The organism is Stutzerimonas stutzeri (assembly GCF_000952685.1).
GTDB lineage: Bacteria > Pseudomonadota > Gammaproteobacteria > Pseudomonadales > Pseudomonadaceae > Stutzerimonas > Stutzerimonas stutzeri_E.
Genome location: NZ_JYHV01000037.1, coordinates 521,878 through 545,351 on the forward strand (window position 1 = coordinate 521,878; position 23,474 = coordinate 545,351).

21 protein-coding genes are annotated in these 23,474 nt (G+C 63.6%); 4 read left to right on the forward strand and 17 right to left on the reverse strand.

All coding sequences use genetic code 11. The features are described 5' to 3' along the window. Positions 1-56: 56 nt before the first annotated feature. The 5 genes from fdhD to UF78_RS21020 all read right to left on the reverse strand — a co-directional run bounded on the left by fdhD (position 57) and on the right by UF78_RS21020 (position 6,246). Positions 57-890 carry a formate dehydrogenase accessory sulfurtransferase FdhD gene (gene fdhD, locus UF78_RS21000; protein WP_045164146.1) on the reverse strand — a complete coding sequence of 278 codons (834 nt, stop codon included), beginning with the start codon at positions 888-890 and terminating at the stop codon, positions 57-59. Positions 891-1,012: 122 nt separating this feature from the next. Continuing rightward, positions 1,013-1,249, reverse strand: a complete 237-nt coding sequence (locus tag UF78_RS21005) for a formate dehydrogenase subunit delta (RefSeq protein WP_230623710.1) — start codon at positions 1,247-1,249, stop codon at positions 1,013-1,015. 75 nt (positions 1,250-1,324) lie between these two features. Continuing rightward, positions 1,325-4,168: a formate dehydrogenase subunit alpha gene (gene fdhF, locus UF78_RS21010; protein WP_045164148.1), complete on the reverse strand. Its 2,844-nt coding sequence runs from the start codon at positions 4,166-4,168 to the stop codon at positions 1,325-1,327. A 15-nt stretch (positions 4,169-4,183) separates the two neighbouring features. Continuing rightward, a complete protein-coding gene (locus tag UF78_RS21015) occupies positions 4,184-5,755 on the reverse strand; it encodes a formate dehydrogenase beta subunit (RefSeq protein ID WP_045164149.1) in 1,572 nt (523 codons plus the stop codon). Next, positions 5,752-6,246 carry a formate dehydrogenase subunit gamma gene (locus tag UF78_RS21020; protein WP_045164150.1) on the reverse strand — a complete coding sequence of 165 codons (495 nt, stop codon included), beginning with the start codon at positions 6,244-6,246 and terminating at the stop codon, positions 5,752-5,754. Before UF78_RS21020 ends, UF78_RS21015 begins: the two co-directional genes overlap by 4 nt. Positions 6,247-6,584: 338 nt before the next feature. Here UF78_RS21020 and UF78_RS21030 point away from each other — a divergent pair, with 338 nt between their 5' ends. Then, positions 6,585-7,673 carry a substrate-binding domain-containing protein gene (locus UF78_RS21030; protein WP_045164152.1) on the forward strand — a complete coding sequence of 363 codons (1,089 nt, stop codon included), beginning with the start codon at positions 6,585-6,587 and terminating at the stop codon, positions 7,671-7,673. A gap of 141 nt (positions 7,674-7,814) precedes the next feature. After that, the gene (locus UF78_RS21035; protein ID WP_045164153.1) at positions 7,815-8,273 is read left to right on the forward strand and encodes a YMGG-like glycine zipper-containing protein; all 459 of its coding nucleotides are present in this window, start codon (positions 7,815-7,817) and stop codon (positions 8,271-8,273) included. Between the two features lie 52 nt (positions 8,274-8,325). On the opposite strand, the gene UF78_RS21040 is transcribed toward UF78_RS21035, so the two are convergent. From UF78_RS21040 to UF78_RS21055, 4 genes are all read right to left on the reverse strand, one after another. After that, positions 8,326-8,760, reverse strand: a complete 435-nt coding sequence (locus UF78_RS21040) for an acyl-CoA thioesterase (RefSeq protein WP_045164154.1) — start codon at positions 8,758-8,760, stop codon at positions 8,326-8,328. Positions 8,761-8,817: 57 nt separating this feature from the next. Further along, positions 8,818-9,981, reverse strand: a complete 1,164-nt coding sequence (locus UF78_RS21045; protein ID WP_045164155.1) for an iron-containing alcohol dehydrogenase — start codon at positions 9,979-9,981, stop codon at positions 8,818-8,820. A 105-nt stretch (positions 9,982-10,086) separates the two neighbouring features. Next, positions 10,087-11,877, reverse strand: coding sequence for an acyl-CoA dehydrogenase C-terminal domain-containing protein (locus UF78_RS21050; RefSeq protein WP_045164156.1), 1,791 nt, complete (start codon positions 11,875-11,877; stop codon positions 10,087-10,089). A 2-nt stretch (positions 11,878-11,879) separates the two neighbouring features. Next, positions 11,880-13,118 (reverse strand): 3-hydroxyacyl-CoA dehydrogenase, encoded by a 1,239-nt coding sequence (locus UF78_RS21055; protein WP_045164157.1) that lies wholly within the window; start codon positions 13,116-13,118, stop codon positions 11,880-11,882. Between the two features lie 102 nt (positions 13,119-13,220). On the opposite strand from UF78_RS21055, the gene UF78_RS21060 reads away from it, so the two are divergent. Next, on the forward strand, positions 13,221-14,132 hold the full coding sequence (locus tag UF78_RS21060) for a LysR family transcriptional regulator (RefSeq protein WP_045164384.1): 912 nt from the start codon (positions 13,221-13,223) through the stop codon (positions 14,130-14,132). 389 nt (positions 14,133-14,521) lie between these two features. On the opposite strand, the gene UF78_RS21065 is transcribed toward UF78_RS21060, so the two are convergent. From UF78_RS21065 to UF78_RS21090, 7 genes are all read right to left on the reverse strand, one after another. Beyond that, positions 14,522-15,475: an alpha/beta fold hydrolase gene (locus tag UF78_RS21065; RefSeq protein WP_045164158.1), complete on the reverse strand. Its 954-nt coding sequence runs from the start codon at positions 15,473-15,475 to the stop codon at positions 14,522-14,524. A gap of 131 nt (positions 15,476-15,606) precedes the next feature. After that, positions 15,607-15,882, reverse strand: a complete 276-nt coding sequence (locus UF78_RS22945) for a hypothetical protein (protein WP_155397675.1) — start codon at positions 15,880-15,882, stop codon at positions 15,607-15,609. 188 nt (positions 15,883-16,070) lie between these two features. Beyond that, complete coding sequence (locus UF78_RS21070) at positions 16,071-17,282, reverse strand: aldose 1-epimerase family protein (protein WP_045164159.1); 1,212 nt, start codon at positions 17,280-17,282, stop codon at positions 16,071-16,073. 144 nt (positions 17,283-17,426) lie between these two features. Continuing rightward, a complete protein-coding gene (locus tag UF78_RS21075) occupies positions 17,427-17,990 on the reverse strand; it encodes a fructose 2,6-bisphosphatase (RefSeq protein WP_045164160.1) in 564 nt (187 codons plus the stop codon). 111 nt (positions 17,991-18,101) lie between these two features. Then, a complete protein-coding gene (locus tag UF78_RS21080) occupies positions 18,102-18,524 on the reverse strand; it encodes an HPF/RaiA family ribosome-associated protein (RefSeq protein ID WP_045164161.1) in 423 nt (140 codons plus the stop codon). A gap of 214 nt (positions 18,525-18,738) precedes the next feature. Further along, entirely contained in the window at positions 18,739-20,043 is a 1,305-nt protein-coding gene (locus tag UF78_RS21085) for an NTP/NDP exchange transporter (protein WP_045164163.1), read from the reverse strand. 45 nt (positions 20,044-20,088) lie between these two features. Continuing rightward, positions 20,089-21,006 carry an aldo/keto reductase gene (locus tag UF78_RS21090; RefSeq protein ID WP_045164164.1) on the reverse strand — a complete coding sequence of 306 codons (918 nt, stop codon included), beginning with the start codon at positions 21,004-21,006 and terminating at the stop codon, positions 20,089-20,091. Positions 21,007-21,360: 354 nt separating this feature from the next. Between UF78_RS21090 and UF78_RS23205 the strand changes: the two genes are divergently transcribed. Then, positions 21,361-21,492 carry a hypothetical protein gene (locus UF78_RS23205; protein WP_268988835.1) on the forward strand — a complete coding sequence of 44 codons (132 nt, stop codon included), beginning with the start codon at positions 21,361-21,363 and terminating at the stop codon, positions 21,490-21,492. A gap of 9 nt (positions 21,493-21,501) precedes the next feature. Here UF78_RS23205 and UF78_RS21100 read toward each other — a convergent pair whose 3' ends face one another. Then, entirely contained in the window at positions 21,502-23,136 is a 1,635-nt protein-coding gene (locus UF78_RS21100; protein WP_045164166.1) for a methyl-accepting chemotaxis protein, read from the reverse strand. Between the last annotated feature and the right edge of the window lie 338 nt (positions 23,137-23,474).

Below are 23,474 nucleotides of genomic sequence, written 5' to 3' on the forward strand. Positions count from 1 at the left end.
CGCTCACACAAGCGCGATCGGCACAAGAACACCGCGGCATTCGTGAAGCGGAAGGGCTATTCGGCGTTATTACTGGGGCTGTAGGCCCGCGGCGCGCTGTGGTGCGGCAGATGGATCAGATTGAGGTGGTGCTGGCGCGCCCAGCGCACGCAGAGGTCGGTCGGTGCCGACAGGCTGACCAGCGTCGACAACCCGGCACGCACGGCCTTGTGGATCAGCTCCAGGCTGCAACGGCTGGTGACCACGGCGAAGCCCCGCCGGCTGTCGCGGCCTTCTCGACGCAGCGCGCCGATCAGCTTGTCCAGCGCATTGTGCCGGCCGATGTCTTCGCGACACAGCACGATTTCGCCGTGCTCGTCGACGTACAGCGCGGCGTGCAGCGCACCGCTTTGCCGCGCCAGGCGCTGCGCATCGTTGATCCGCGCGCGCAGCTCATGCAGATGCGCGGCCGGCGGCAAGGGGCTGGGCGTCAGCGTGGTCAGTTGCGGCAACGCCTGCTCGATCGCCTCCACGCCGCACAGACCGCAACCGCTGGTGCCAGCGAGACTACGGCGCTGTTGCTTGAGCGCCCAGAACGCACGATTACCGATCTGCACCTCGGCGCTGAACGCCTCGCCGCGACGGCTGAGCTGGATGTCGTAGATTTCATCCACGCTTTCGACAAGCGCGCCGCTCAGGCTGAAGCCGACGACGAAGTCCTCCAGGGCACTGGGCGAGACCATCATCACCGCATGGCTGATGCCGTTGTAGGCGATGGCCAGGGCGCACTCCTCGGCCAGCACCGCATTGCCCCGCTGCGCGGCAGCGTCCAGCTCGACGTAGCTGTAGGCCTCCGGCGCCGGGTTGGTGATGCGATCAGTGGCGAGCGGACGGGAGGCACGGCGTGACATGGCGTTGGGTTCCTCGCAATGATCGTAGGGTGGATCGCGCTTTTATCGATCCACCATAGGCGCCGCGACGGCGGATGAAAAGACCGTCATCCACCCTATGCCGAACCAGGACCTTATGCTGCTCACGCCACCTGCGGTTCGATCTGCTCACGCAGCCCTTGCAGCGCCTGCAGGGCGAACTCGCTGAGCCCTTCGCCGCCGTGGGCGTCCAGATGCGCATAGAGTGCGGTGCGCATCTGCGGGTCCCACTGGCGCCTGAGGTGCTGGGCGAATTCGCTGCGCGCCTGGGCGGGGTCGGGTTGGGAGGCGAAGAAGGCGCCGATCTGGTTGGCCATCTTGATCAGTTGCGTGGCATTCATGCCCATCTGCACACCTCGATGCGCTGAAGAGAAAACAGGAGCCAACGGCGGGCCGCGAAGGCCCGCCGCTGGGGTTTACAGCTGGGTGACCTGGATGCGCGGCAGGAACTCGACCTGCTCGCGGGTGAAGGCCTCGAACTCCTGCTGCCACTTCGACGGCACCTCGACCTTGTGCACCTGTACCGCAGTCACCTTGTACTCGGGACAGTTGGTGGCCCAGTCCGAGTTGTCGGTGGTGATCACGTTGGCGCCGGATTCCGGGTGGTGGAAGGTGGTGTAGACCACACCCGGCTGCATGCGCTCGGTGACCTTGGCGCGCATCACCGTCTCGCCGGCACGGCTGTTGATGCCGACCCAGTCGCCATCGTTGATCCCACGGTCCTCGGCATCCACTGGATGCAGTTCGAGAATGTCCTCGGCGTGCCAGGCGCCGTTGGCGGTGCGCCGGGTCTGTGCGCCAACGTTGTACTGCGACAGGATGCGGCCGGTGGTGAGCACCAGCGGACGCTTGCGCGAGGTGCGCTCTTCGGTCGGGATGTACTCGGTGACCATGAAGCGACCCATGCCACGCACGAACGCGTCCTCGTGCATGATCGGCGTACCTTCCGGCGCCTCGTCGTTGCACGGCCACTGGATACTGCCCATCCGGTCGAGCTTGGCGTAGCTGACGCCCGTGAAGGTCGGGGTCAGGCGGGCGATCTCGTCCATGATCTGCGACGGATGGGTGTAGTTCATCGGGTAGCCGAGGGCGTTGGACAGCGCCACTGTCACTTCCCAGTCTTCCTTGCCGGCCAGCGCGGGCATCACCTTGCGCACCGGTGAAATGCGCCGCTCGGCGTTGGTAAAGGTGCCGTTCTTCTCCAGGAAAGAGGCGCCCGGCAGGAACACATGGGCGTATTTGGCGGTTTCGTTGAGGAAGAGGTCCTGCACCACCACGCACTCCATGGCCTTGAGCGCATCGGTGACGTGCTGCGTATCCGGATCGGATTGCGCCGGATCCTCGCCCTGCACGTAGAGGCCCTTGAAGGTGCCGGCGTGGGCCGCGGCGAGCATGTTGGGAATGCGCAGACCCGGCTCGTCGAGCAACTGGACGCCCCAGGCGGCCTCGAATTGCGGCCGCACCACCGGATCCGAGACATGGCGGTAGCCCGGCAATTCATGCGGGAAGGAGCCCATGTCGCAGGAGCCTTGCACGTTGTTCTGTCCGCGCAGCGGGTTCACCCCAACGCCCGGGCGACCGATGTTGCCAGTGGCCATGGCCAGGTTGGCGATCGCCATGACGGTGGACGAGCCCTGGCTGTGCTCGGTGACGCCCAGGCCGTAGTAGATCGCGGCGTTGCCGCCGGTGGCGTACAGCCGGGCGGCTGCGCGTACCTCGGCGGCCGGCACGCCGGTCAGCTCCTGCATGGCCTCGGGGCTGTTGCGCGCTTCGCTGACGAAGGCGCGCCATTGCTCGAAGGCCTCGGCCTCGCAGCGCTCGGCGACGAAGGCTTCGTTGATCAGGCCTTCGGTGGCGATGACATGCCCCAGGCTGTTGAGCAGGGCGACGTTGCTGCCCGGACGCAGTTGCAGGTGATGCTCGGCCTTGATGTGCGGGCTGCGCACCAGGTCGATGCCGCGCGGGTCGGCGACGATCAACCGCGCACCTTCACGCAGGCGGCGCTTGAGCTGCGAGCCGAACACAGGGTGGCCGTCGGTGGGGTTGGCACCGATCACCATCACCACGTCGGCGGCCAGTACCGAATCGAAGTCCTGGGTACCGGCGGATTCGCCGAGAGTGACCTTGAGGCCATAGCCGGTCGGCGAATGGCAGACGCGCGCGCAGGTGTCGACGTTGTTGTTGCCGAAGGCGGCGCGCACCAGCTTCTGTACCAGGTAGGTTTCCTCGTTGGTGCAGCGCGAGGAGGTCAGACCGCCGACCGAATCGCGGCCGTACTGGGCCTGGATCTCCTTGAAGCGCCGGGCGGCATAGCCGATCGCCTCGTCCCAGCTCACCGAACGCCAGGGCTCGTTGATGCTGTCGCGAATCATCGGCGTCTTGATGCGGTCCGGGTGGGTGGCATAGCCCCAGGCGAAGCGGCCTTTGACGCAGGCATGGCCGTGGTTGGCGTGGCCGTCCTTGTTCGGCACCATGCGCACCACTTCGTTGCCCTTGACCTCGGCCTTGAACGAGCAGCCAACGCCGCAATAGGCGCAGGTGGTGGTCACGCTGCGTTCGGCCTGGCCCATCTCGATCAGCGACTTCTCGGTCAGGGTGGCGGTCGGGCAGGCATTCACGCAGGCGCCACAGGAAACGCACTCGGAATCGATGAAGCTTTCGTCCTGGCTGGCGGCCACTCGCGAGTCGAAGCCACGGCCGTCGATCGTCAGGGCGAAAGTGCCCTGCACTTCTTCACAGGCCCGCACGCAACGGTTGCAGACGATGCACTTGGATGGGTCGTAGGTGAAATAGGGGTTGGATTCGTCTTTGGGCTCGGCCAGGTGAGTCTTCACCGGGTCGTAGCGCACCTCGCGCAGGCCAACCACGCCAGCCATGTCCTGCAGTTCGCAGTTACCGTTGGCCGAGCAGGTCAGGCAGTCCAGCGGGTGATCGGAGATGTACAGCTCCATGGTGCCGCGGCGCAGTTCGGCGAGCTTGGGGCTCTGTGTGCGCACCTTCATACCCGGCTCAACCGGAGTGGTACAGGACGCCGGATAACCGCGGCGGCCCTCGATTTCCACGGTACACAGGCGACATGAGCCGAACGGCTCCAGGCTGTCACTGGCGCACAACTTGGGCACGGCGATGCCAGCCTCTTGTGCAGCGCGCATGACCGAGGTGCCAGCTGGCACGGTGATGGCGGTGCCGTCGATTTCCACCGTTACCGGTGCGCCGGTGCGGGCGGGGGTGCCATAGTCGAGTTCACGATACAGGGCCATGTCTGTGCCTCCGAATCAGCGGGCTTCGGCGGTGTCTGGCGACACCCCGAAGTCCTCGGGAAAGTGGTTGATAGCGCTCATCACCGGGTAGGGCGTCATCCCGCCGAGGGCACAGAGCGAGGCGCCGAGCATGGTGTCGCAGAGGCTCTTGAGCAGCTCGATACGGCCCGGCTGCGGCCCTTCGGAACGGGCGACGATGATTTGGTCGAGCAGCTCCTCGCCACGGGTCGAACCGATCCGGCAGGGCGTGCACTTACCGCAGGATTCCACCGCGCAGAATTCCATGGCGTAGCGCGCCATCTCGGCCAGGTCGACCGTATCGTCGAACACCACGATGCCGCCGTGACCGAGCACCGCGCCGAGGGCGGCGAAGGCCTCGTAGTCCAGCGGGGTATCGAACTGCGACTCCGGCAGATAGGCACCCAGCGGGCCGCCCACCTGCACCGCACGGATCGGCCGGCCACTGGCCGAACCTCCACCATATTCATATAGCAGCTCGCGCAGGGTGATGCCGAAGGCCTTCTCGATCAGGCCGCCGCGGGCAATGTTGCCGGTCAGCTGGATCGGCAGAGTGCCAAGCGAGCGGCCCATGCCGTAATCCTTGTAATAGGCGCCGCCCTTGTCGAGGATGATCGGCACCGAGGCCAAGGAGATCACGTTGTTGATCACCGTCGGCTGGCCGAACAGGCCTTCGATGGCCGGCAGCGGCGGCTTCGGCCGCACGGTGCCGCGTTTGCCTTCGATGCTTTCGAGCAGTGCGGTTTCCTCGCCGCAGATATAGGCGCCGGCGCCGCGGCGCAGCTCCAGATGGAACGCCTTGCCGCTACCCAGCAGGTCGTCGCCCAGGTAGCCGGCGGCGTTGGCGCGGGCGATGGTCTCGAGCAGCACCGCCTCGGCGTGTGGGTATTCCGAACGCAGGTAGATGTAACCCTTGGTGGCGCCGACGGCCAGACCGGCAATGGTCATGCCCTCGATCAGCACATAGGGGTCGTCTTCCATCACCATGCGGTCGGAGAAGGTCCCCGAGTCGCCTTCGTCAGCGTTGCAGACGATGTATTTCTGCGCCGCCTCGCAGCCGAGCACGGTGCGCCATTTGATACCGGTGGGGAAGGCCGCGCCGCCACGGCCGCGCAGGCCGGACTCGGTGACCTCGGCGACGATGGCCTCAGGCGTCATGCCCAGAGCACGCTTGAGCCCGCGATAGCCGTCGTGAGCGATATAGTCATCCAGCGACAACGGGTCGGTGATGCCAGCGCGAGCAAACGTCAGGCGCTCCTGACGCTTGAGGTATTCAATCTCCTCGGTCAGGCCTTGGCCCAGCGGATGCTCGCCGCCCGACAGGAACCCGGCATCGAACAGTCCGGCGACATCCTTGGCCTTGACCGGACCATAGGCGACACGGCCGGCGGCGGTGGCGACTTCGACCAGCGGCTCGAGCCAGAACAGCCCACGCGAGCCATTGCGCACCAGCTTCACGTCGAGGCCACGAGCCGCAGCCTCGGCGGCAATGGTCTGGGCGACCTTGTCGGCACCCAGGCTCAGCGCGGTGACGTCACGCGGTACGTAAACGGTAATGGACTCGCTCATGCGCGAACCTCCTGTTCAGCCAACAGTTCCAACAGACCCTCGGCATCGACGCGGCCATGCAGCTCGCCGTTGAGCATGGCGTTCGGCGCGCAGGCGCAATTGCCCAGGCAATACACCGGCTCGAAGGTGAGGCTGCCGTCTTCGCGGGTCTCGCCGAGCGGCAGGCCGAGCTTTTCCTCGAGTTCGGCAGTCAAGGCCTTGGCCCCCATCGAGCGGCAGGCTTCGGCCTGGCACAGCTTGAGCACCTGACGGCCCGGCGGCGTGGCGCGAAAGTCGTGGTAGAAGCTGACCACGCCGTGCACTTCGGCACGCGACAGGCTGAGGTCCTCGGCAATCATCGGCAGCAGCTCCGGCGGCACCGCACCGAGGCGATCCTGGATGTCGTGCAGGATGGGTAACAGGGCGCCTGGCCGACCGCGGTGGGCGGCCAGTACCTCACGGGCGACGGCCTGGCACTGCTCGGGGGCGAAGCGCTGGGGAAGAATGGCCATGTTCTATGCTCCAGCCGGCGGCTATACCGGTACTGTCGGGAGACAAGCGCATCAGAGCTTGTGAGGAAATCTACTGCGTTCGGCATCTCGCATTTCGGGCGGTGCTCGCAATGCTCATGTATTTCAATACATTCCGCTTGCTGCGCTCCGGCGAAACGCAATCTGCCTTCACTCGCGACGATTTCTTCACAACCTCCCACGGTTGATTGACGCTTATCCCAGGTGGCGTTCGAAGGATCGCCACATATGAATAAAAGTTCTTATACTTGGCCGCAGAGCGCCCATGTGCGGCACACTATCATGGGCAATCAGCCGAACAAATATGAAGTCTTGAGCATATGATACGCATCGAAATCCAGCCACGTTGGCGTTTTCATCAACGCGACGGCAGCAGCCTCGATCCCCAAGGTCTGGAACTTCTGCAGGCCGTGCACGACACCGGCAAGCTGACCGAAGCCGCTGCCCGCGTCGGCTATTCCTATCGCCATGCCTGGAACCTGCTGGGCAAATGGCAGGCCTTCTTCGGCAGCCCACTTATCGATCTGGAACGCGGCAAGGGCGCACGTCTGGCGCCGCTGGGGGAAAAACTGCTGTGGGCCGACCAACGGATTCGCGCGCGGCTATCGCCTCAGCTGGACAACCTGGCCGGCGAGCTGGAGCTGGAACTGAACCGGGTGCTGCAAGCCAGCAACCCGGGCCTGCGCATTCACGCCAGCCACGGTTTCGCCGTGGCGGCGCTGCGCGAGTGGCTGGAGCGCGACCCGAGCTGGCAGTGGGAGGTGCAGTTTCGCAGCGGTAGCGAGGCGATGATCGCCCTGCATCGCCACGACTGCGAAGTCGCCGGCCTGCATGTGCCGGCCGGGCCGCTCGGCGCGCTCAGCATGAACCGCATACAGCCGTGGCTGCGGCCCGACCAGCGGGTAATCACCTTCGTCGTGCGCACCCAGGGATTGATGCTGGCCCCCGGCAATCCGCACGGCGTCGAGGGGTTGGCGGACCTGGCGCGTGGCGAGCTGCGCTTCGTCAACCGCGAGCCAGGTTCGGGCACGCGTTTGCTGCTCGAAGATCTATTGCGCCGCGACGAGCTGGACAGCACCGCGATCAAGGGTTTCCACAACGAGGAATTTACCCATGCCGCAGTGGCCGCCTACGTGGCCAGCGGCATGGCCGACGTCGGCTTCGGGGTCGAGGCGGCAGCACGCCAGTTCGGTCTGACCTTCCTGCCCATGGCCCGCGAGCACTACTGCCTGCTGTGCCGCGAGGATAGTCTTGAGCTACCGGCCATGGCCGCGCTGCTACGGGTGCTGCAGAACCCGGAATTCCAGGCGCGCATCAGTCAACTACCCGGGTACGCCTTGAGCCGTCCTGGCGAGGTGCTGCCGTTAACCCAGGCGCTGGAACAATGGAGTCGCGAGAGCCTGCTCTGAGAGCCTTCCTATCCTCTGGCGGATGAATCGTGAACCAGCTCACAAAGCTGGCAAGCGAACAACCGAAGCGGGAACTCGACGCGGACTCACCAGTCTATGGCGCAATTCTCGCCGCAAGGCGGCTCTGTCCTCGAGGTGTCTATGAAGTCTCTGCAGTTGCTCCTCCTCTCGCTTGGCTTGACCTGTGGCGGCTACGCCCTGGCGGGCAATACCGAAGCCGCCGTGGGTGGCGCGCTGGGAGGTGCCTTGGGCACGGTGGTCGGCGAACAGTTGGGCGGATCGACCGGCGCGACCATCGGCGCCGGGGTTGGCGGGGCAGCCGGCGGTATGGTCGGTGCCGACAAGCGCAGCCGCACCGAAGCAGCCATCGGCGGCGGCCTGGGCGCCGCCGGTGGTAACGTCATCGGCCAACGAGTCGGCGGCAGCACCGGCGGCTTGATCGGTGCAGCGGTGGGCGGTGGCGCTGGTGGAGCGCTCGGCAACGAATATGGCGATGACGATGATCATCGTGACCGCCGTTATCGTGATGATCGCCGCTATTACGGGCACCCAGGCAAAGCCAAGGGTCACTGGAAGCACAAACACAAGCATCACGACTGATACATACGTTCCGGGCGGGCCACTCCTTCAGGCCCGCCTCGCCCTCGTCCCGCTATTTTGCCAAAGCCTCCAAGGCCGTGCGCAACCCATCCGGAATCGGCGTCGGCCGATTGCTGGCGCGGTCCACGAACACATGCACGAAGCGCCCCGCCGCGCAGGCCTGCTCTTCGCCTACTTTGAAGATCGCCAATTCGTACTGCACCGAGCTGTTCCCGAGCTTGCCAACCCGCATGCCTACTTCCAGCGCATCGGGAAAAGCGATGGATGCAAAGTAGTCGCACGATGAGCTGACCACGAAGCCGACCACTTCGCCTTCATGGATATCCAGCCCACCGCGTTCGATCAGGTAGGCATTCACCGCGCTGTCGAAATAGCTGTAGTAAACGACGTTGTTCACGTGGCCGTAGATGTCGTTGTCATGCCAGCGCGTGGTGATAGGCTGGAAGTGGCGATAATCGGCGCGCAGGTGCTGCGGTTGTTCAGCCATTGGAAATCCTTGAGTAGGCAAAGCGCTGCGCCACGCTAACGCGACGCAGCGCGCGGCTCAGTATGCTGCTTGGTAGATCGCCAGGGCATCGGCCTCGGTCACTTCGCGCGGATTGTTGACGAGCAGGCGCTGCTGAAGCATCGCCTCCTTGGCCAGTTGCGGCAGCATGTCTTCCGGCACACCGGCATCGCGCAGGCGAGTCGGCAAGCCGACGCGAGCGCTCATCTGCTCGAACTCCTCAATCAGCTGTTCGGCGTAGGTAGTGGGGTCGCCCGTACGCAGCCGGTCACCGAGGACGATCGGTGCCAGTTCGCCGTAGTGAGTGGTAGCCGCGCTGACGTTGAAGCGCAGCACCTGCGGCAGCACCAGCGCATTGGATAGCCCGTGAGGGATATGGAAGTTGCCGCCCAGCGGATAGGCCAGCGCATGCACAGCCGCCACTGGCGCGTTGGCGAACGCCTGCCCGGCCAAGCAGGCGCCGAGCAGCATCGCCTGGCGCGCCTCGCGGTTACCGCCGTTGTGCACCGCCTCGTCGAGATTGGCGGACAGCAGACGCAGCGCTTCGCGGGCCAGCAGGTCGGACATCGGGTTCTTCTTCAGTGCGCTGGTATAGGCCTCGATGGCATGCACCATGGCGTCGATACCGGTGGCGGCGGTCACCGCTGGCGGCAGGCCGAGGGTGAGGTCGGCATCCAGCAGCGCCAGATCCGGCAACAACAGCGGCGAGACCACGCCCATCTTGGTCGTCTCGCCAGTGGTGATGATGGCGATCTGGGTGACCTCGGAGCCGGTACCCGCAGTGGTCGGCACCTGGATTAGCGGCAGACGCTGGCCCTTGGCGTTTCCCACGCCATAGATGTCCTGCAGCGATTGCGCACACGCTGGATGCGCTAACAACGCCACCAGCTTGGCGACATCCATCGAGCTGCCGCCACCGAAGCCGATCACCAGATCGGCACCGCATGCTTTCGCCTGCTCGACCGCAGCCATCACGATATTTTCTGGCGGATCGGCGGCGACCTGATCGTAAACGGCGACCTGCAGCCCTTCCGTCTCAAAGCCGGGTAGCACCTCGTTGAGCAGGCCGAAGCGGGTGATGCCGGGGTCGGTCACCACCAGCACCGAACGCGCGCCGCGCTCCTTGCAGAGGCTGGCCAGCCGGCGCGATGAGCCGGGTTCGCAGATCAGTTGAGCGGTTGTGGCAAAGCTGAACGGATGCATCGGTGCCTCCTGTGTCGAATATTGGGCCCTCCTGGCGGAGGCGCTTGGTTGCCTAAGGCACCCCGGTGCTGCTCTATCTGGGGCTGATGGGTTTCACGATTCCGATCAAAAAGCGAAATCCGTCTCCGGCAACGCCATCAGACATCCTGCTCCGCCCTGAATCGCTTCCCGATGCGCACTCGCCCGCGGCAGGACGCGACGCAAATAGAAGTCCGCACTGGCCAGCTTGGCCTGATAGAACGCCTCTTCGCCGGCGCCCTGCTCCAGCGCATCCTGCGCCCGCGCCGCCGCCTGCAGCCACAGCCCGGCCAACAAGACATAGGCCGAGTACTGCAGAAAGTCCACCGACACTGCACCGATCTCCTGCGGATCACGCCCAGTCGCGGCGATTATCTCGGCGCTCAGCTCGCGCCACTCGCCGATACGCGCCTGCACCTTGCTGACCATTTCATGCAGTGCTGGCCGATCGATCTGCTGGTCGCAAATCTCGCTGAACTCCGCCTGCAGCGCCGACAGTTCTGCCCCGCCGTCGCCCAGCAATTTGCGACGGATGTAATCCAGCGCCTGGATGCCATTGGTGCCCTCGTAAAGCTGCGTGATGCGGCTGTCACGCATCAGCTGCTCCATGCCCCACTCACGGATATAGCCGTGCCCGCCATAGACCTGCACGCCCAAGCTGGCGACCTCCTGGCCCATATCGGTGAAGAAGGCTTTGACGATCGGGATCAGCAACGCCGCGCGCTTGCTCGCCGCCTTGCGATAGCCTGGTTCGGGATGGCCGTGTTCCAGATCCAGCTGCCGCGCGCAGTACGTCGCCAGCATGCGGCTGCCTTCCACCAGCGTCTTCTGGGTGAGCAGCATGCGCCGCACGTCCGGGTGAACGATGATCGGGTCGGCGACCTTGTCCGGATGCTGGACGCCTGCCAGCCCGCGGGATTGCAGGCGTTCACGGGCATAGGCCAGCGAGCCCTGATAAGCCTGCTCGGCGATGCCTAGGCCCTGCAGGCCGACCTGGAAACGCGCGTCATTCATCATGGTGAACATGCACGCCAGGCCCTGATTCGGCTCGCCGACGATCCAGCCGGTCGCTCCATCGAAGTTCATCACGCAGGTGGCCGCACCCTTGATGCCCATCTTGTGCTCGACGGCACCGCAGGACAGCGAGTTACGCTCGCCTGGCGTGCCATCGGCATTGGCGATGAACTTGGGCACCAGCAGCAGGCTGATGCCCTTCACGCCGGACGGCGCATCCGGCAGGCGCGCCAGCACCAGATGCACGATGTTCTCGCTCATGTCGTGCTCGCCGCCGGAGATGAAGATCTTGCTGCCGGTGACGCGGTAGCTACCGTCCGCCTGAGGTTCGGCTTTGGTGCGCAGCAGCGCGAGGTCTGTGCCGGCCTGGGGCTCGGTGAGGCACATGGTGCCGCTCCAGTTGCCGCTGACCAGCTTCTCCAGATAGGCATTCTTCAGCGCGTCGCTGCCGTGCTTGTAAAGCGCCAGCACCGCGCCTTCGGTGAGGCCGGAATAGATGCGAAACGACAGCGAGGCGGCCATCAGCATCTCATGGAAGTTGCACGCCACCAGCTGCGGGAAGCCCTGGCCGCCATACTCGGTCGGCCCAGTCATGCTCGCCCAGCCGTTATCGACGTACTGCCGGTATGCCTCGACGAAGCCCTGCGGCGTGCGGACCTCGCCGTTTTCCAGGGTCACGCCTTCTTCGTCGCTGTTGCGATTGAGCGGTGCGATCTCGCCGCCGGTGTAGCGCGCCGCTTCTTCCAGCACGCCGTCGATCAGCTCGCGATCAAGGCCATTACCGAGCAGCTCGCAATGGGCAGTGGCGTCGAACAGCTCGTGCAGTACGAAGCGCATGTCACGCAGGGGAGCCTTGTATTCCATGCTCAAGCCTCCCGCTTGTAGTCGACGAAGCGACCACCCAAGGTGGCCAGGCTGTCGATCAACTCAGCCGGCTGCCAGTGTGGGCCGTGACGCTCAGCCAAGGCGTTGAGGCGATCACGAATGGCCGGCAGCCCCTGGCGATCAGCCCAAGTCATCGGCCCACCAACTTCGGCGGGGAAGCCGTAGCCGTAGAGATAGACGGTGTCGATATCGGCGCTGGACTCGGCCATACCTTCCTCGAGGATCTTCGCGCCTTCGTTGACCAGTGCCAGCAGGCAGCGCTCAAGGATCTCCTCGCTGCCAATCTCGCGACGCTGGAAGCCAAGCCGCTCAGATTCGCGCTGCACCAGCGCATCCACTTCCGGATCGTGCTCGGCCTGACGGCTGCCCTCGGCGTAGCGGTAGTAGCCCATGCGCGACTTCTGGCCGAAGCGGCCGAGCTCGCAGAGACGATTGTCGACCTGCACCTCGGGCTCATCCTGCCCTTTGCCCGCCAGCTCCCGGGCGCGCCATTCCAGATCGATGCCGACCACGTCGTACATGCGGAACGGTCCCATGGCGAAGCCGAAGCCCTGCAGCGCGGCGTCCACCTGATGCGGGTAGGCGCCTTCGAGCAGCATCATCCGCGCCTCACGCACATAGGTCGCCAGCATGCGGTTGCCAATGAAGCCCTGGCAGTTGCCGGCGATCACGCTGACCTTGCCCATGCGCTTGCCGAGCTCGGTGGAGGCCTCGAGCACCGCTGTCGAGGTCTTCGCCCCGCGGACGATTTCCAGCAATTTCATGATGTGCGCCGGGCTGAAGAAGTGCAGGCCCACGACCTGCTCTGGGCGCCCGGTAACGGCAGCAATGGCATCGATGTCCAGCGCCGAGGTGTTGCTGGCAAGAATGCCGGCCGGCTTCACGATGCCGTCCAGCTCGCGAAAGATGTTCTGCTTGAGTTCGAGGTTCTCGTACACCGCCTCGATCACCAGATCCACGTCCGCCAGCGCCTGATAGTTGGCGGCCTTGCTGGTGCATGCGCGGCGCGCTTCGGCCTGGGTTTCGTCGATGCGCCCCTGCCGGACGTTATGCGCGTAGGTATCGGCGACAACGCTCAACGCCTGTTCGAGCATCTCGGGATTGTTGTCCAGCCACAGCACCTGCACACCGGCGTTGGCCAGGCTCATGACGATGCCGCGGCCCATAGTGCCCGCGCCGATCACGGCGGCGGTCTGGATATCGAAGCGGGTTTGGCTCATTGCAGCTGTCCTCGTCGCAAGGCGGAAAAAACTGGAGACCAACCATAGACGATGACGATACTATTTTTGAAATTTAGTCTTGTGATGTTTCAGATTCACCAAATGAATATCTACAATTTTGACCTCAACCTCCTCCGCGTGCTTGACGCTTTGCTTCGCGAACGCAACGTGTCCCGCGCTGCCGAACGGCTCTCGCTCAGTCAACCGGCGGTCAGTAACGCACTCAACCGTCTGCGCGAACTGCTCGATGATCCGCTGCTGGTACGGGTCGGGCGCGCCATGCAGCCGACGCCGCGCGCGCTGAGCCTGGAAGTGCCGATTCGCGATGCGCTGCAGCAGATCGAACACACGCTGAACGCCGGCGATTACTTCGACCCCGCCACCAGCCGCCAGCGCTTCGTCATTGCCGTAACTGATTACGTCGAGCTGATCTGCATGCCTTCGCTAATGGCCCGTCTGGCGAGTGTAGCGCCGGGCATCCAACTGGCGATTCAACACCTGACCCCGAGCCTGCCCGCGGCGGCGCTGGATGACGGCGAGCTGGATCTGGTACTGGGCCGTTTCGTCGATGTGCCGACGCGTTTCCACACCCGCCGCTGGGCCAGCGAGACACTGCAGGTCGCGGTGCGCAAAGGGCATCCGCTGATTGGCAAAACGCTGAATCTCGACGCATTTCTGCGCCTGCGTCACCTCTGGGTCCATGGCGGCCAGACGCGTGGCATGGTCGATCAGTGGTTGGAAGACCAAGGGCTCAGCCGCGACGTCGTCTATACCACGCCCAACTATCTCCAGGCCGCGCACATCGTGGCCAGCAGCGATCTGGCCGCCGTACTCCCAACCCAGCTCGCCCGGCATTTCGCCCGGTTGCTGCCACTGCAACTCTTCAATCTGCCGTTCGACCTCGGCGCCTTTCAGCTGGACATTGTCAGCGTGGCCCAGCGCGAGCGGGATGCAGCGCTGCAGTGGTTGATCGAGCAGATCACGGCGGTACCGGGCAGCAGTGCGGGCCAGTGAACACAGCGCTTAAGGCTCACCGCCGCTTTCTTGCAGACAACAAAAAACCCGCCGAAGCGGGTTTTTCCTGACCATTCCGAATCCTTCCGGTTGCCGTCCTGGCGATGGCCGATCTTCCTTGATCCTGAGCGCGTCCTGCGCTTCAGAGATGGGCATAGATTAGGCTTCGGACGGCCTCAGCTAAATAGCCGATCGCTGCGATCCGTGTAAGCCTTTCGCTATATCGGCAACCAATTAGGCGTTTCGCTGTCAGGGAGCCCGCACACTGATCTGATGCGCCCTGATGTTTAATGAGCCCGCCCCAGAGCCAGCACGCAATCGCAACGGAGGCTGGCGCCGGTCGCCAGCAGGTACCGACCGGCCCGGTATCCGGACCGATCGATGACAGCTTATTGCTCTAGGAAATCCAGCAGGTCCTGATTCAGGCGGTCCTTGTGAGTATCGGCCAGGCCATGCGGAGCGCCGGGATACACGATGAGTTCGGCATCCTTGATGATGGCAGCGGCCGCACGGGCCGAGGTGTCGATCGGCACGATCTGGTCATCGTCGCCATGAATCACCAAGGTCGGAACATCAAACTTCTTCAGGTCCTCGCGGAAATCGGTAGCGGAGAACGCGGCTATCGAGTCGTAGGTATTCTTGTGCCCGGCCTGCATGCCCTGCACCCAGAACGATTGGATCAACCCTTGAGAAGGCGTCGCGCCGGGTCGGTTGTAGCCGAAGAAGGGCCCGGACGCGATGTCCAGATAAAGCTGCGAGCGGTTGTCCAGAGACGCCTGACGCAGACCATCGAAGACTTCCAGCGGAACACCATCGGGATTGCTATCTGTCTTGAGCATCAGTGGCGGAACCGAGGCGACCAATACTGCCTTTTTCACACGAGCGGTGCCGTGACGACCGATGTAGCGGGCCACCTCACCGCCACCGGTGGAGAAGCCAACCAGGGTGGCGTCTTTCAGATCAAGCGCGTCGAGCACCGCGGCCAGGTCGTCGGCATAGTGATCCATGTCGTTGCCGTCCCACGGCTGGCTGGAACGACCATGTCCACGCCGATCATGGGCGACTACCCGATAGCCCTTCGAGGCCAGAAACATCATCTGCGATTCCCAGCTATCCGAATTCAGAGGCCAGCCATGGCTGAAGGTGACCACCTGACCGTCTCGCGGGCCCCAGTCTTTGTAGTAGAGACTGACACCGTCTTTCGTCGTGACATAGCTTTCAGTTCGTTCGCTGCCGAGTACCGCGGCGGTGCCGGTGCCGGTGCCGGCGGGCCCGGCGGCGTTGGCTGCAGTAGTAGCCAGGACCAGGGCGGCCAGGGTGAGTGCGCGATTGAGTGTATGCATGGTCTTATCCTCGATAGGTGGAAGGCTGAACGGTGAGCGGGATGTGCCCAACCGATGAAGCTATGGTGCCTACCGAAAGGATCTTTACGCACTCACAAAGTCCAACAAATGCTGCAGATCGTCTAAATCGATCAAAACGCCATGCAGTTGTAGCTTTGCATGATCGCAATGACCGCCGTCGCGAATGCAGCTTTGACCAGAAAGCAAAAAACCCGCCGAAGCGGGTTTTTTTCTGACCGTATCGAATCCGTTCGAGTGCCATCCTGGCGGTGGTCGATCATCCTGATCCTGAGCGCGTCCTGCGCTTCAGAGTGGGAGTAGATTAAGCATTCCCCGCCCTGAGCTGAAGCAGCCAATGGCGCAGGTTTTTGTAAGCCTTTTGCCATAGCTGCGTGAGTGGCGTCCATCGAACGACGCACTATGAGCACTTCCCCAAATGCTCACAAGACGCTGGTTGCGCCCGCCTTGGATGCCCAAGGCAGAGCAGCTGCAACGGTTCAATCAACAGGCCGTTGGCGAACCGTGGAAACGGTTCACAGCGTAGCAGGCAAGGCGCAGGCCGGCTTTCCGTCAATAACCTTGCATTGAGTGCGTATTAGTTCTTGTCAAGGTCGACCAACGGCTCCTGGCGGACCTCGCTCTGGCGGCCAGCCTGGATCGCCTCGATGCGTTTACGGGCGTCCGCAACGGCCGCCTTGTTCGCCAGCAACTCGTAGCGCACGTGGAAATGCTTCTGCTCACCCGGTTCGATCTTCGGCACCAATCCGAGCGGGCGCTGGTAGGAACGGTTGTAGGAAAAACTGGTGCCCGGTTCCAGCCCGGTGACGTAGCCCTGCTTGTGGGTGTCGGTGTTCTTCCACAGCGAGAATACCGGCAGCTCGCGCGTATTGAAGCCGACGGTGACACCTAACTCGGCGTCGCGGTTATGTAACATCGCCAGCGTTTCGCCTTGGGCATCGGCATAGGGCACAACGTTGTAGACGGTTTCATCGTAGTCCGGGGTCGGGCCACGATAGGTCTGCCAGTCACCGAGCTCCTTGGCGGCCTTAGCGTTGAACGGCGAGACCTGCTTCACCGGCGCGACGAAGCGAGCACCCTGCTCCAGCAAGGGCGTCCCGAAATTGGTGTGATACAGCGCCTGATATTCCTTTGCGTAGTCGCCCTGGTTGGTCAGGGTATCGTGCAGCGAGAAACCGCTGCGGCCGGGCTCGGTGCTCAGTTCAGTCATGATCGAAAAGTCGACCTTCTTGAACGCCTTTTCCTTCAGCTCACCACGCAGGCGAATGGCGTAAGGTGGCTTCTCGTCGATCTCCAGCACCACGCGAGAGGCAGGGATATTCGCCGCGCGGCCATGCAGCGTGAGCAACTCGCCATTGTCTTCGCCGGGGTGGCCGACCCATTCGAAACCGCAACGGGTAACCAGCTCGTTGAAGCCTTCCAGCCAGCCCAGACCACCGCGACCGTTGAGTTCGATAAAGGCCGGGTTGACCACCTCGTCCACCGGCGAATCCCACCCCAGGCGCACATCACCAGCCACGGCCTCGAGCACGTTCATGCCGCGCGTCGGGACGACCGTGATCCGCATCGCGCCGTTGTCGATCTCGATCAGGCTGACACCCTCCTGGCGCCCACCATGCAGGGTGCGCAGGCTGACACTGAACGGCTGCTCGGCCTTGATTCCGAGCGCTTGGCTGGTGATGCGCCAATTCTGCACAGGCTTGTCAGGGTCGATCAGCACCTGTTCCCAGGCCATGGCAGGGTTGGACAGGCACAGGCCCAGACCGCAAAGAAGCTGCAAACGCGTCATGAGGTTTTCCTTTGTTGTTATGCATGCCTGATTACGTTAGCTGAAACGTTTCAGCTTGCAAACCAAAGCGAGAGGCAAACGCATAAGGTCATCCAGGAAGGGCGGACTGCGAGGCTTCAGGCGAGGTCAGCGATGGAAGGCCAATCAGGACGGTTTGTGGTAACGACTCGGGTGCCAGTAGCCGGACAGCAGCGGCAACGCCGGCCCATGCCAGCCGCGCCGGCGCAGTTCACGAGCGATCAACGCATTCATGATCTTGTGCCCCATGAGCAACACACAGTCGTGGGTATGCGCCAATTCGATGAGCTTGTCGGCGGCTGCGCGGGCGCGTTGCCTCGAGTCACTCACCGGCTCGGTGTGCCGGGCAAAACCGAAGAACCAAGCCGTGCGAAAGGTGATGCGCCAGAAGCGTGAGGGCATCGGTGGGAACGACCAATCGGGGTAAGGCAGATGCGCCTCTGCAAATAGCGGATCAGGCTCGGAACGGCAGTCGCAACCAAGCCCGTCACGCGACTCCACACAGCGCATAAGCGAACTGCAGAGCACTGTGCCGGCGGAACCAGCGAGGCGGCGCAACGCTTCCGGTCGTTCGGCGACCACGACGTTGGCGGCGTTGTAGCGCTCGACCCAGCGCTGCATGCCGGCCGGCGTGCTCCATGGGCTGGCACGGTGATCGGGCCGTCCATGACGCACCAGAATGATCTGCATGAAAAGCCCACCGAGAGGAGATGCTGGGTTTGAAACGCACCGGTAGCGATGGGTTCCGGGCTCTGCGCAACTTTGATGGGAACAGACCCCGGCTGTGCGCCGGGGCTGGAATTACTTATCGAGTTCGTCCTGCTTTTCCAGGAAGTCTTCCTCGATCATGGCGTCCTTGACGGCCTGCGGTTGCTCGTCGAGAAACGGATCGTTGAGTTCGCCAGTAGACAGGACGTTGTTGTCCAGCTTGCCCATCAAATGATCGAGTGCATGGCGCATCTTTTCCGCCGCGCCCTCGACCGCCAGCTGCAGCGAATCGGCCTTGTGAGTTACCGAAACCGCCTGATGGCCCTTGGGCCGTGCCTCGATCTGGCAGCGCTTATCGTCGGCTCCGGCCTTTTGCGCGTTCTCGTCGCTGACGTGCACCTCAATCCGAGTGAGGAATTCGTCGAAGCGCTCCAGCCGCTCCTCCACGGTCGACCCCACCCATTCATGCAGCTCGACACTGCCGGGGATGTGATGGCTGTTGACTTGAACATGCATACGACTACTCCTAATTGATAACGTACCTACAAGGGTTCGAGGCGCCCGCATCGCCGAGGTTCAGCGGCTTCGTTTGAAGGAATTGTCATCAGCGGCGCGATTGCCGCTCCTGACCCAGGTCAGTGAATCGGCACAGGCGAGACAGCGCACGCCACAACAAGCTGCCCGAAGGCAAGATCAAGCCATGGCTGCGAACAATCTCAGCTGCACCGCTTTAGTCGTGCCCTGTGGCCTTGGTCACATCGGCACGATCGGCACGCCCACCGAGAAACCACCCCACCGCACCCCAGACCGCGGCGCAGATCGCTCCCACCACGCCGATCAGCCAGGCGCCCTGACCTAGACTGTCGAGCAGGCTCTTGGCCCAGCCGCTCAAGGCGTCACCGCCGCGATAGACCACGGTGTCGATGAAGTTCTTCGCCTTGTATTTACTCTCGGCGTCCAGCGGCGCGAAGAGCATTTCCCGTCCCGGTCGGACGAAGGCGTACTCACCAATCCTTCGCACGATCATCACTGTCGCCAGCACGGCGAAGGTCGGCGCGAGCGCCAGGCCAATGAAGCCCAGGCAGACCAACCCCGGCACCGCCGTCAGCAGCACCCGCACACCGAGGCGCTGGGCGATGCGGCCAGTGATGAACAGCTGGGACAGCAACGCACCGGCCTGCACCACGAAGTCGATCGCGCCGAACACCCGCACCTGCTCGGCGCGGTCTTCAAACAGCTCGGCTACCAGCCGCGCCTGCTCGAAATAGAGAAAGGTACTGGCCGTGGTCAGCAGCAGGACGAATGCAGCGATTCCCAGCAGATAGCCCGAGCCGAGCACCCGCGTAAGGCCGCTGAAGGGATTACCGGCGACCGGCCGCCGCGAACTTTCGGCATGCTCGGCACCGGGCCGGCCGGCGCCATGGATTTCGCGCCACGCCATCAGGTAATGCTTGAGCGCCACGGCCGCAGCCAGCAACAGTGCGGCCAACAGCATCAGGCCGAACTGTCCGAGCAGACCCACCAGCAAGGCGCTCAGCGCCGGCCCGACCAGGCCGCCAACACTGGCACCGGCGGCGATGAAGGCGAACAGGCGACGCGCCTGGGGCGCGTCGAACACATCGGCCATCAGGCTCCAGGCCACCGAGACCACGAACAGGTTGTAGACCGAGATCCATACGTAGAACACGCGCGCCAGCCAGATGCTGTCGCGTAGCACGAAGAACAATCCGGCGAAGAGCAAAAGGTTCAGGCAGAAGAACCCGTACACCCAATCGATGTAGTGAATGCGCGCGACCCGCGAGTTGAGCCAGGCGAACAGCGGCACCGCCGCCAGCATGGCGAAAAAGGTCGCGGTGAACAGCCATTGCAGATTGTCGACCCCGCCCTGGATGCCCATCGACTCGCGAATCGGGCGCAGCATGAAATAGCCGGTGAACAGACAGAAAAACAGCCCGAACCCCGCGAGCGCCGCGTGCAGCTCGCCGGGGCGCGCATTGATCGATGCGGAAAACCGCGTGGCTAGATGGGCAGGCATGCGGCCTCCCGACGGCGGCGACACTCAGGCTGTGCCATGTGGTGATCAGCTGAAAGCGTCGATGATCAGTTGCCGCTGGCGCGCGTCCGGCAGCCTTCCCTGCCCCGCCATAATATTGTCAGCCATGTAACGGGGGTTGGAAGTTGCCGGGATCACCGTAGTGACCGCCGGTTCGGCGAGGATGAACTTGAGCAGCATCTGCGCCCAGGACCTGGCGTCGATCTCGGCGGCCCAGGCCGGCAGCGGCTTGCCCTTGACCCGTGAAAGCAGGTTGCCACGGGTAAACGGCCGGTTGATCAGCGTGGCGATGCCCTTGTCTGCGCAATAGGGCAACAGGCGCTTCTCGGCATTGCGCTCGCTGACCGAATAGTTGAACTGGACGAAGTCGACGGGCTCCTGCTTGAGAACCTCTAGCAGGCGATCGTGGGCCGACTCGACATAGTGTGTCACGCCGATATAGCGGATCCGCCCTTGCTCCTTGAGGTCGCGCAGCAGGCCGAGCTGGGTGCGGGTGTCCTGCAGGTTGTGCACCTGGACCAAGTCGAGCGTGTCGGCCTGCAACGCCTCGAAGCTCTTCTCGAGCTGTGCCATGCCGCGGTCCCGGCCGGTGGCGGAAACCTTGGTGGCGAGAAACACCCGCTCACGCACGTTCTGCCGCCGAACCAGCTCACCCACCACGCGGTCGGCGTTGCCGTAGCTCGGCGCCGTGTCGATCAGTTGGGCGTCCCCCTCGATGAAGACTCGCAGAACCTCGAGCAGGGCTTGCATCTCGTCGTCATCGAGGCGGATGTCATGCGTACGCGAGGTACCCAGGCCGATCACCGGCAGCAATTCGCCTGAGGCCGGAATCTTGCGCATCCGTAACGGCTCGGCGGCTTTCGCCAGCAACGGCCATGACGGCCCGAGCACGGCAAGGGTAGCGAACAGGACGGAACGATGAAGCAGCTGGCGGCGCGTCTGCATGAAAGCCTCCGGTTCGGTGTTGCGGTCGGCAATATCGACGCTTGAGTATGGTCGACACCGCACGCCTCACTGGCAGACTGACGAACGAGAGCTTTTCCGTTTGTTTCAGGGGTATGAGCGAATCGCAAGACGCGAAGCCGGGAGCCCCCGCGCAGTCCGTCGGACCGCTATCGCAATAGTGGCATTATGCTTCTATTTCGGTTTTACTTCGCCGCGCCTCCGCGCCTGTCCCGAATGCCATCAGCGATCCGCGGTTCGCCACCTGTAGAGACAACGATGCACCCAACCTCCTCCCGACCCTCCGGGCATTCGTCAACCTACGCGCCAGACACGCGCCGGCGGCGAAGGCAGCGAATGATCAGCCTGGCCTACGCAGCGGGCCTGATACTGGTACTTCTGCTCAACGTACTGCTATTGCCCGACGACACCGGCCTCGGCAAGTTGCTGTGGGGAACGCTCAACGCCGCTGCAAAAGCCGGCGCATGAGCGCTGAGATCAGACCCGAAAGCGCCCAACCAACTCTGCCAGGCTCTGGGACAACGATGAGAGCTGCTGGCTAGCCTGCATGCTCTCGGCCGAATTGCCCGCCGCATCATTGGACAGGTCGCGGATATCGCTGATATTGCGCGCGATCTCTTCGGTGACGCTGCTCTGCTCCTCACAGGCGGTGGCAATCTGCGCCGCCATGTCGTTGATGCGCTGGACCGAGTGCGTCGTGTCGGCCAACACCTGATCGACGCCGGCGGCGCGCTCGACACTGTCGCGCGCCTTGTTGCTGCCGACATGCATCGCCTGCACGGCCTTGGCGACGCCAGTCTGCAAGCGCTCGATACGCAGTTGGATGTCTTTGGTCGAATCCTGGGTACGGGCCGCCAAGGCTCGCACCTCATCGGCGACCACGGCGAAGCCTCGGCCCTGCTCACCGGCCCGTGCGGCTTCGATGGCAGCATTGAGCGCCAGCAGGTTGGTCTGCTCGGCAATGCCGCGAATGACTTCGAGCACGGCGCCAATGCTGGCGGTTTCTTCAGCCAGCGCCTCGATGGTCTGCGAGGTGCTTTCCACTTCCTGCGCGAGCTGGCGGATCGATTGGATGGTGTTGCTAACCGCCGCTGCGCCCTCACGTGACTGGCGCTCGGCATCCCGCGCCGCATCCGAGGCGTTCTGTGCATTCTGCGCGACTTCATGAACCGCGGCGCTCATCTCTGTGGCCGCCGTGCTGACCTGGTCGACCGCCACGTGTTCGCGGCTAATCAGCTGATCGTTGGTCGCGGCCATCCCCGCCATGCCCCGCGCGGCGGCATCGACCTCACCGGTCATCCGCCTTACTTCAGCGATCAGCGGCTGCAGCTTGTCGAGAAAACGGTTGAATGCGTTACCGAGCTGACCCAGCTCATCGGCCGAACGCACTTCCAGCCGGGTGCGCAGGTCACCATCACCCTCTGCAATCTGCTGCACACGGTCGAGCAGACGGCGGAGCGGGCGCAACACCACCAGCGGCAGGCCGAGCACCAGCAGCGTGCAGCCGAGCAAACCGACCACCAGCACTGCGCCTTGTTGCCTGGCGGTCGCCGCCCCCTCGGCCATTGCCTCCTCGCCCTCGGCCGCTGCGGCCTCATCTGCGAGTTCGCCCAGCTTGTCGATGGCATCGCGCATGGCATCGAAGCGCGCTTCGCTGTCACCGAAGCTCAGCGCACTGGCCGCCTGCCGGTCGAGATCGATTCGACCGATCACCCGCTGCGAAACCTCCGACCATTGTCGAAAGCCACGATTGAACTGCTCGATCAATGCCAGGGCCTCGGAACCCGGCTGGGTGGCGGCGTATTTTTGCACCCGGTCATAGGCCTGCTTGAGGTTTTCCGTATGACTGTCACGCAGCGCCTGACGATGTTCGCCGGCGTCGCTATCGAGCAGGCTGCGCTCAGCCACGAAGGCCTGGTAAAGGTCGCGATCGGCATTGAGCAGCAGGCTGATAGCGGGCAGATGTCGCTTGGCCAGCTGCTGACTTGAGTCGGCCACCCGGTCGATGCCACGCATGCCAACGCCCCCCATCAACACCAGCAACAGGGCCAGCACAGCAATGGGCAGGGTGATTTTCCAACGGAATCCGAGATCTGAAAGAAAGCGAGACATGGCGCCGCTCCTGGGGTGAATACCGTGGCTATCGGCAATTTCTTCCACAACAAGAGGCCTCTGGTCGAAATTTGCACAATCACAGCAGCCGCTATCGCGCCGGTCGCCTGCGGCCTGAACAGCGCGCCCGCCCCTCGTCCCAGCGCACCTACTACTTCAGAACGAACACCAAGGTTGCATAGCCAGCATTGCCGAAGCGGCCGATAACCTGAAACCACCGAGCCGCTGCCGAACGGTCTGCAGGGCATGCCTGCACGAGGCTGATAGCGAATCATCCGGTCATCGGGAACGGGCGGGTTCGGGACCGCTCACCCACCCACAATGCGCGAGTAACGCCC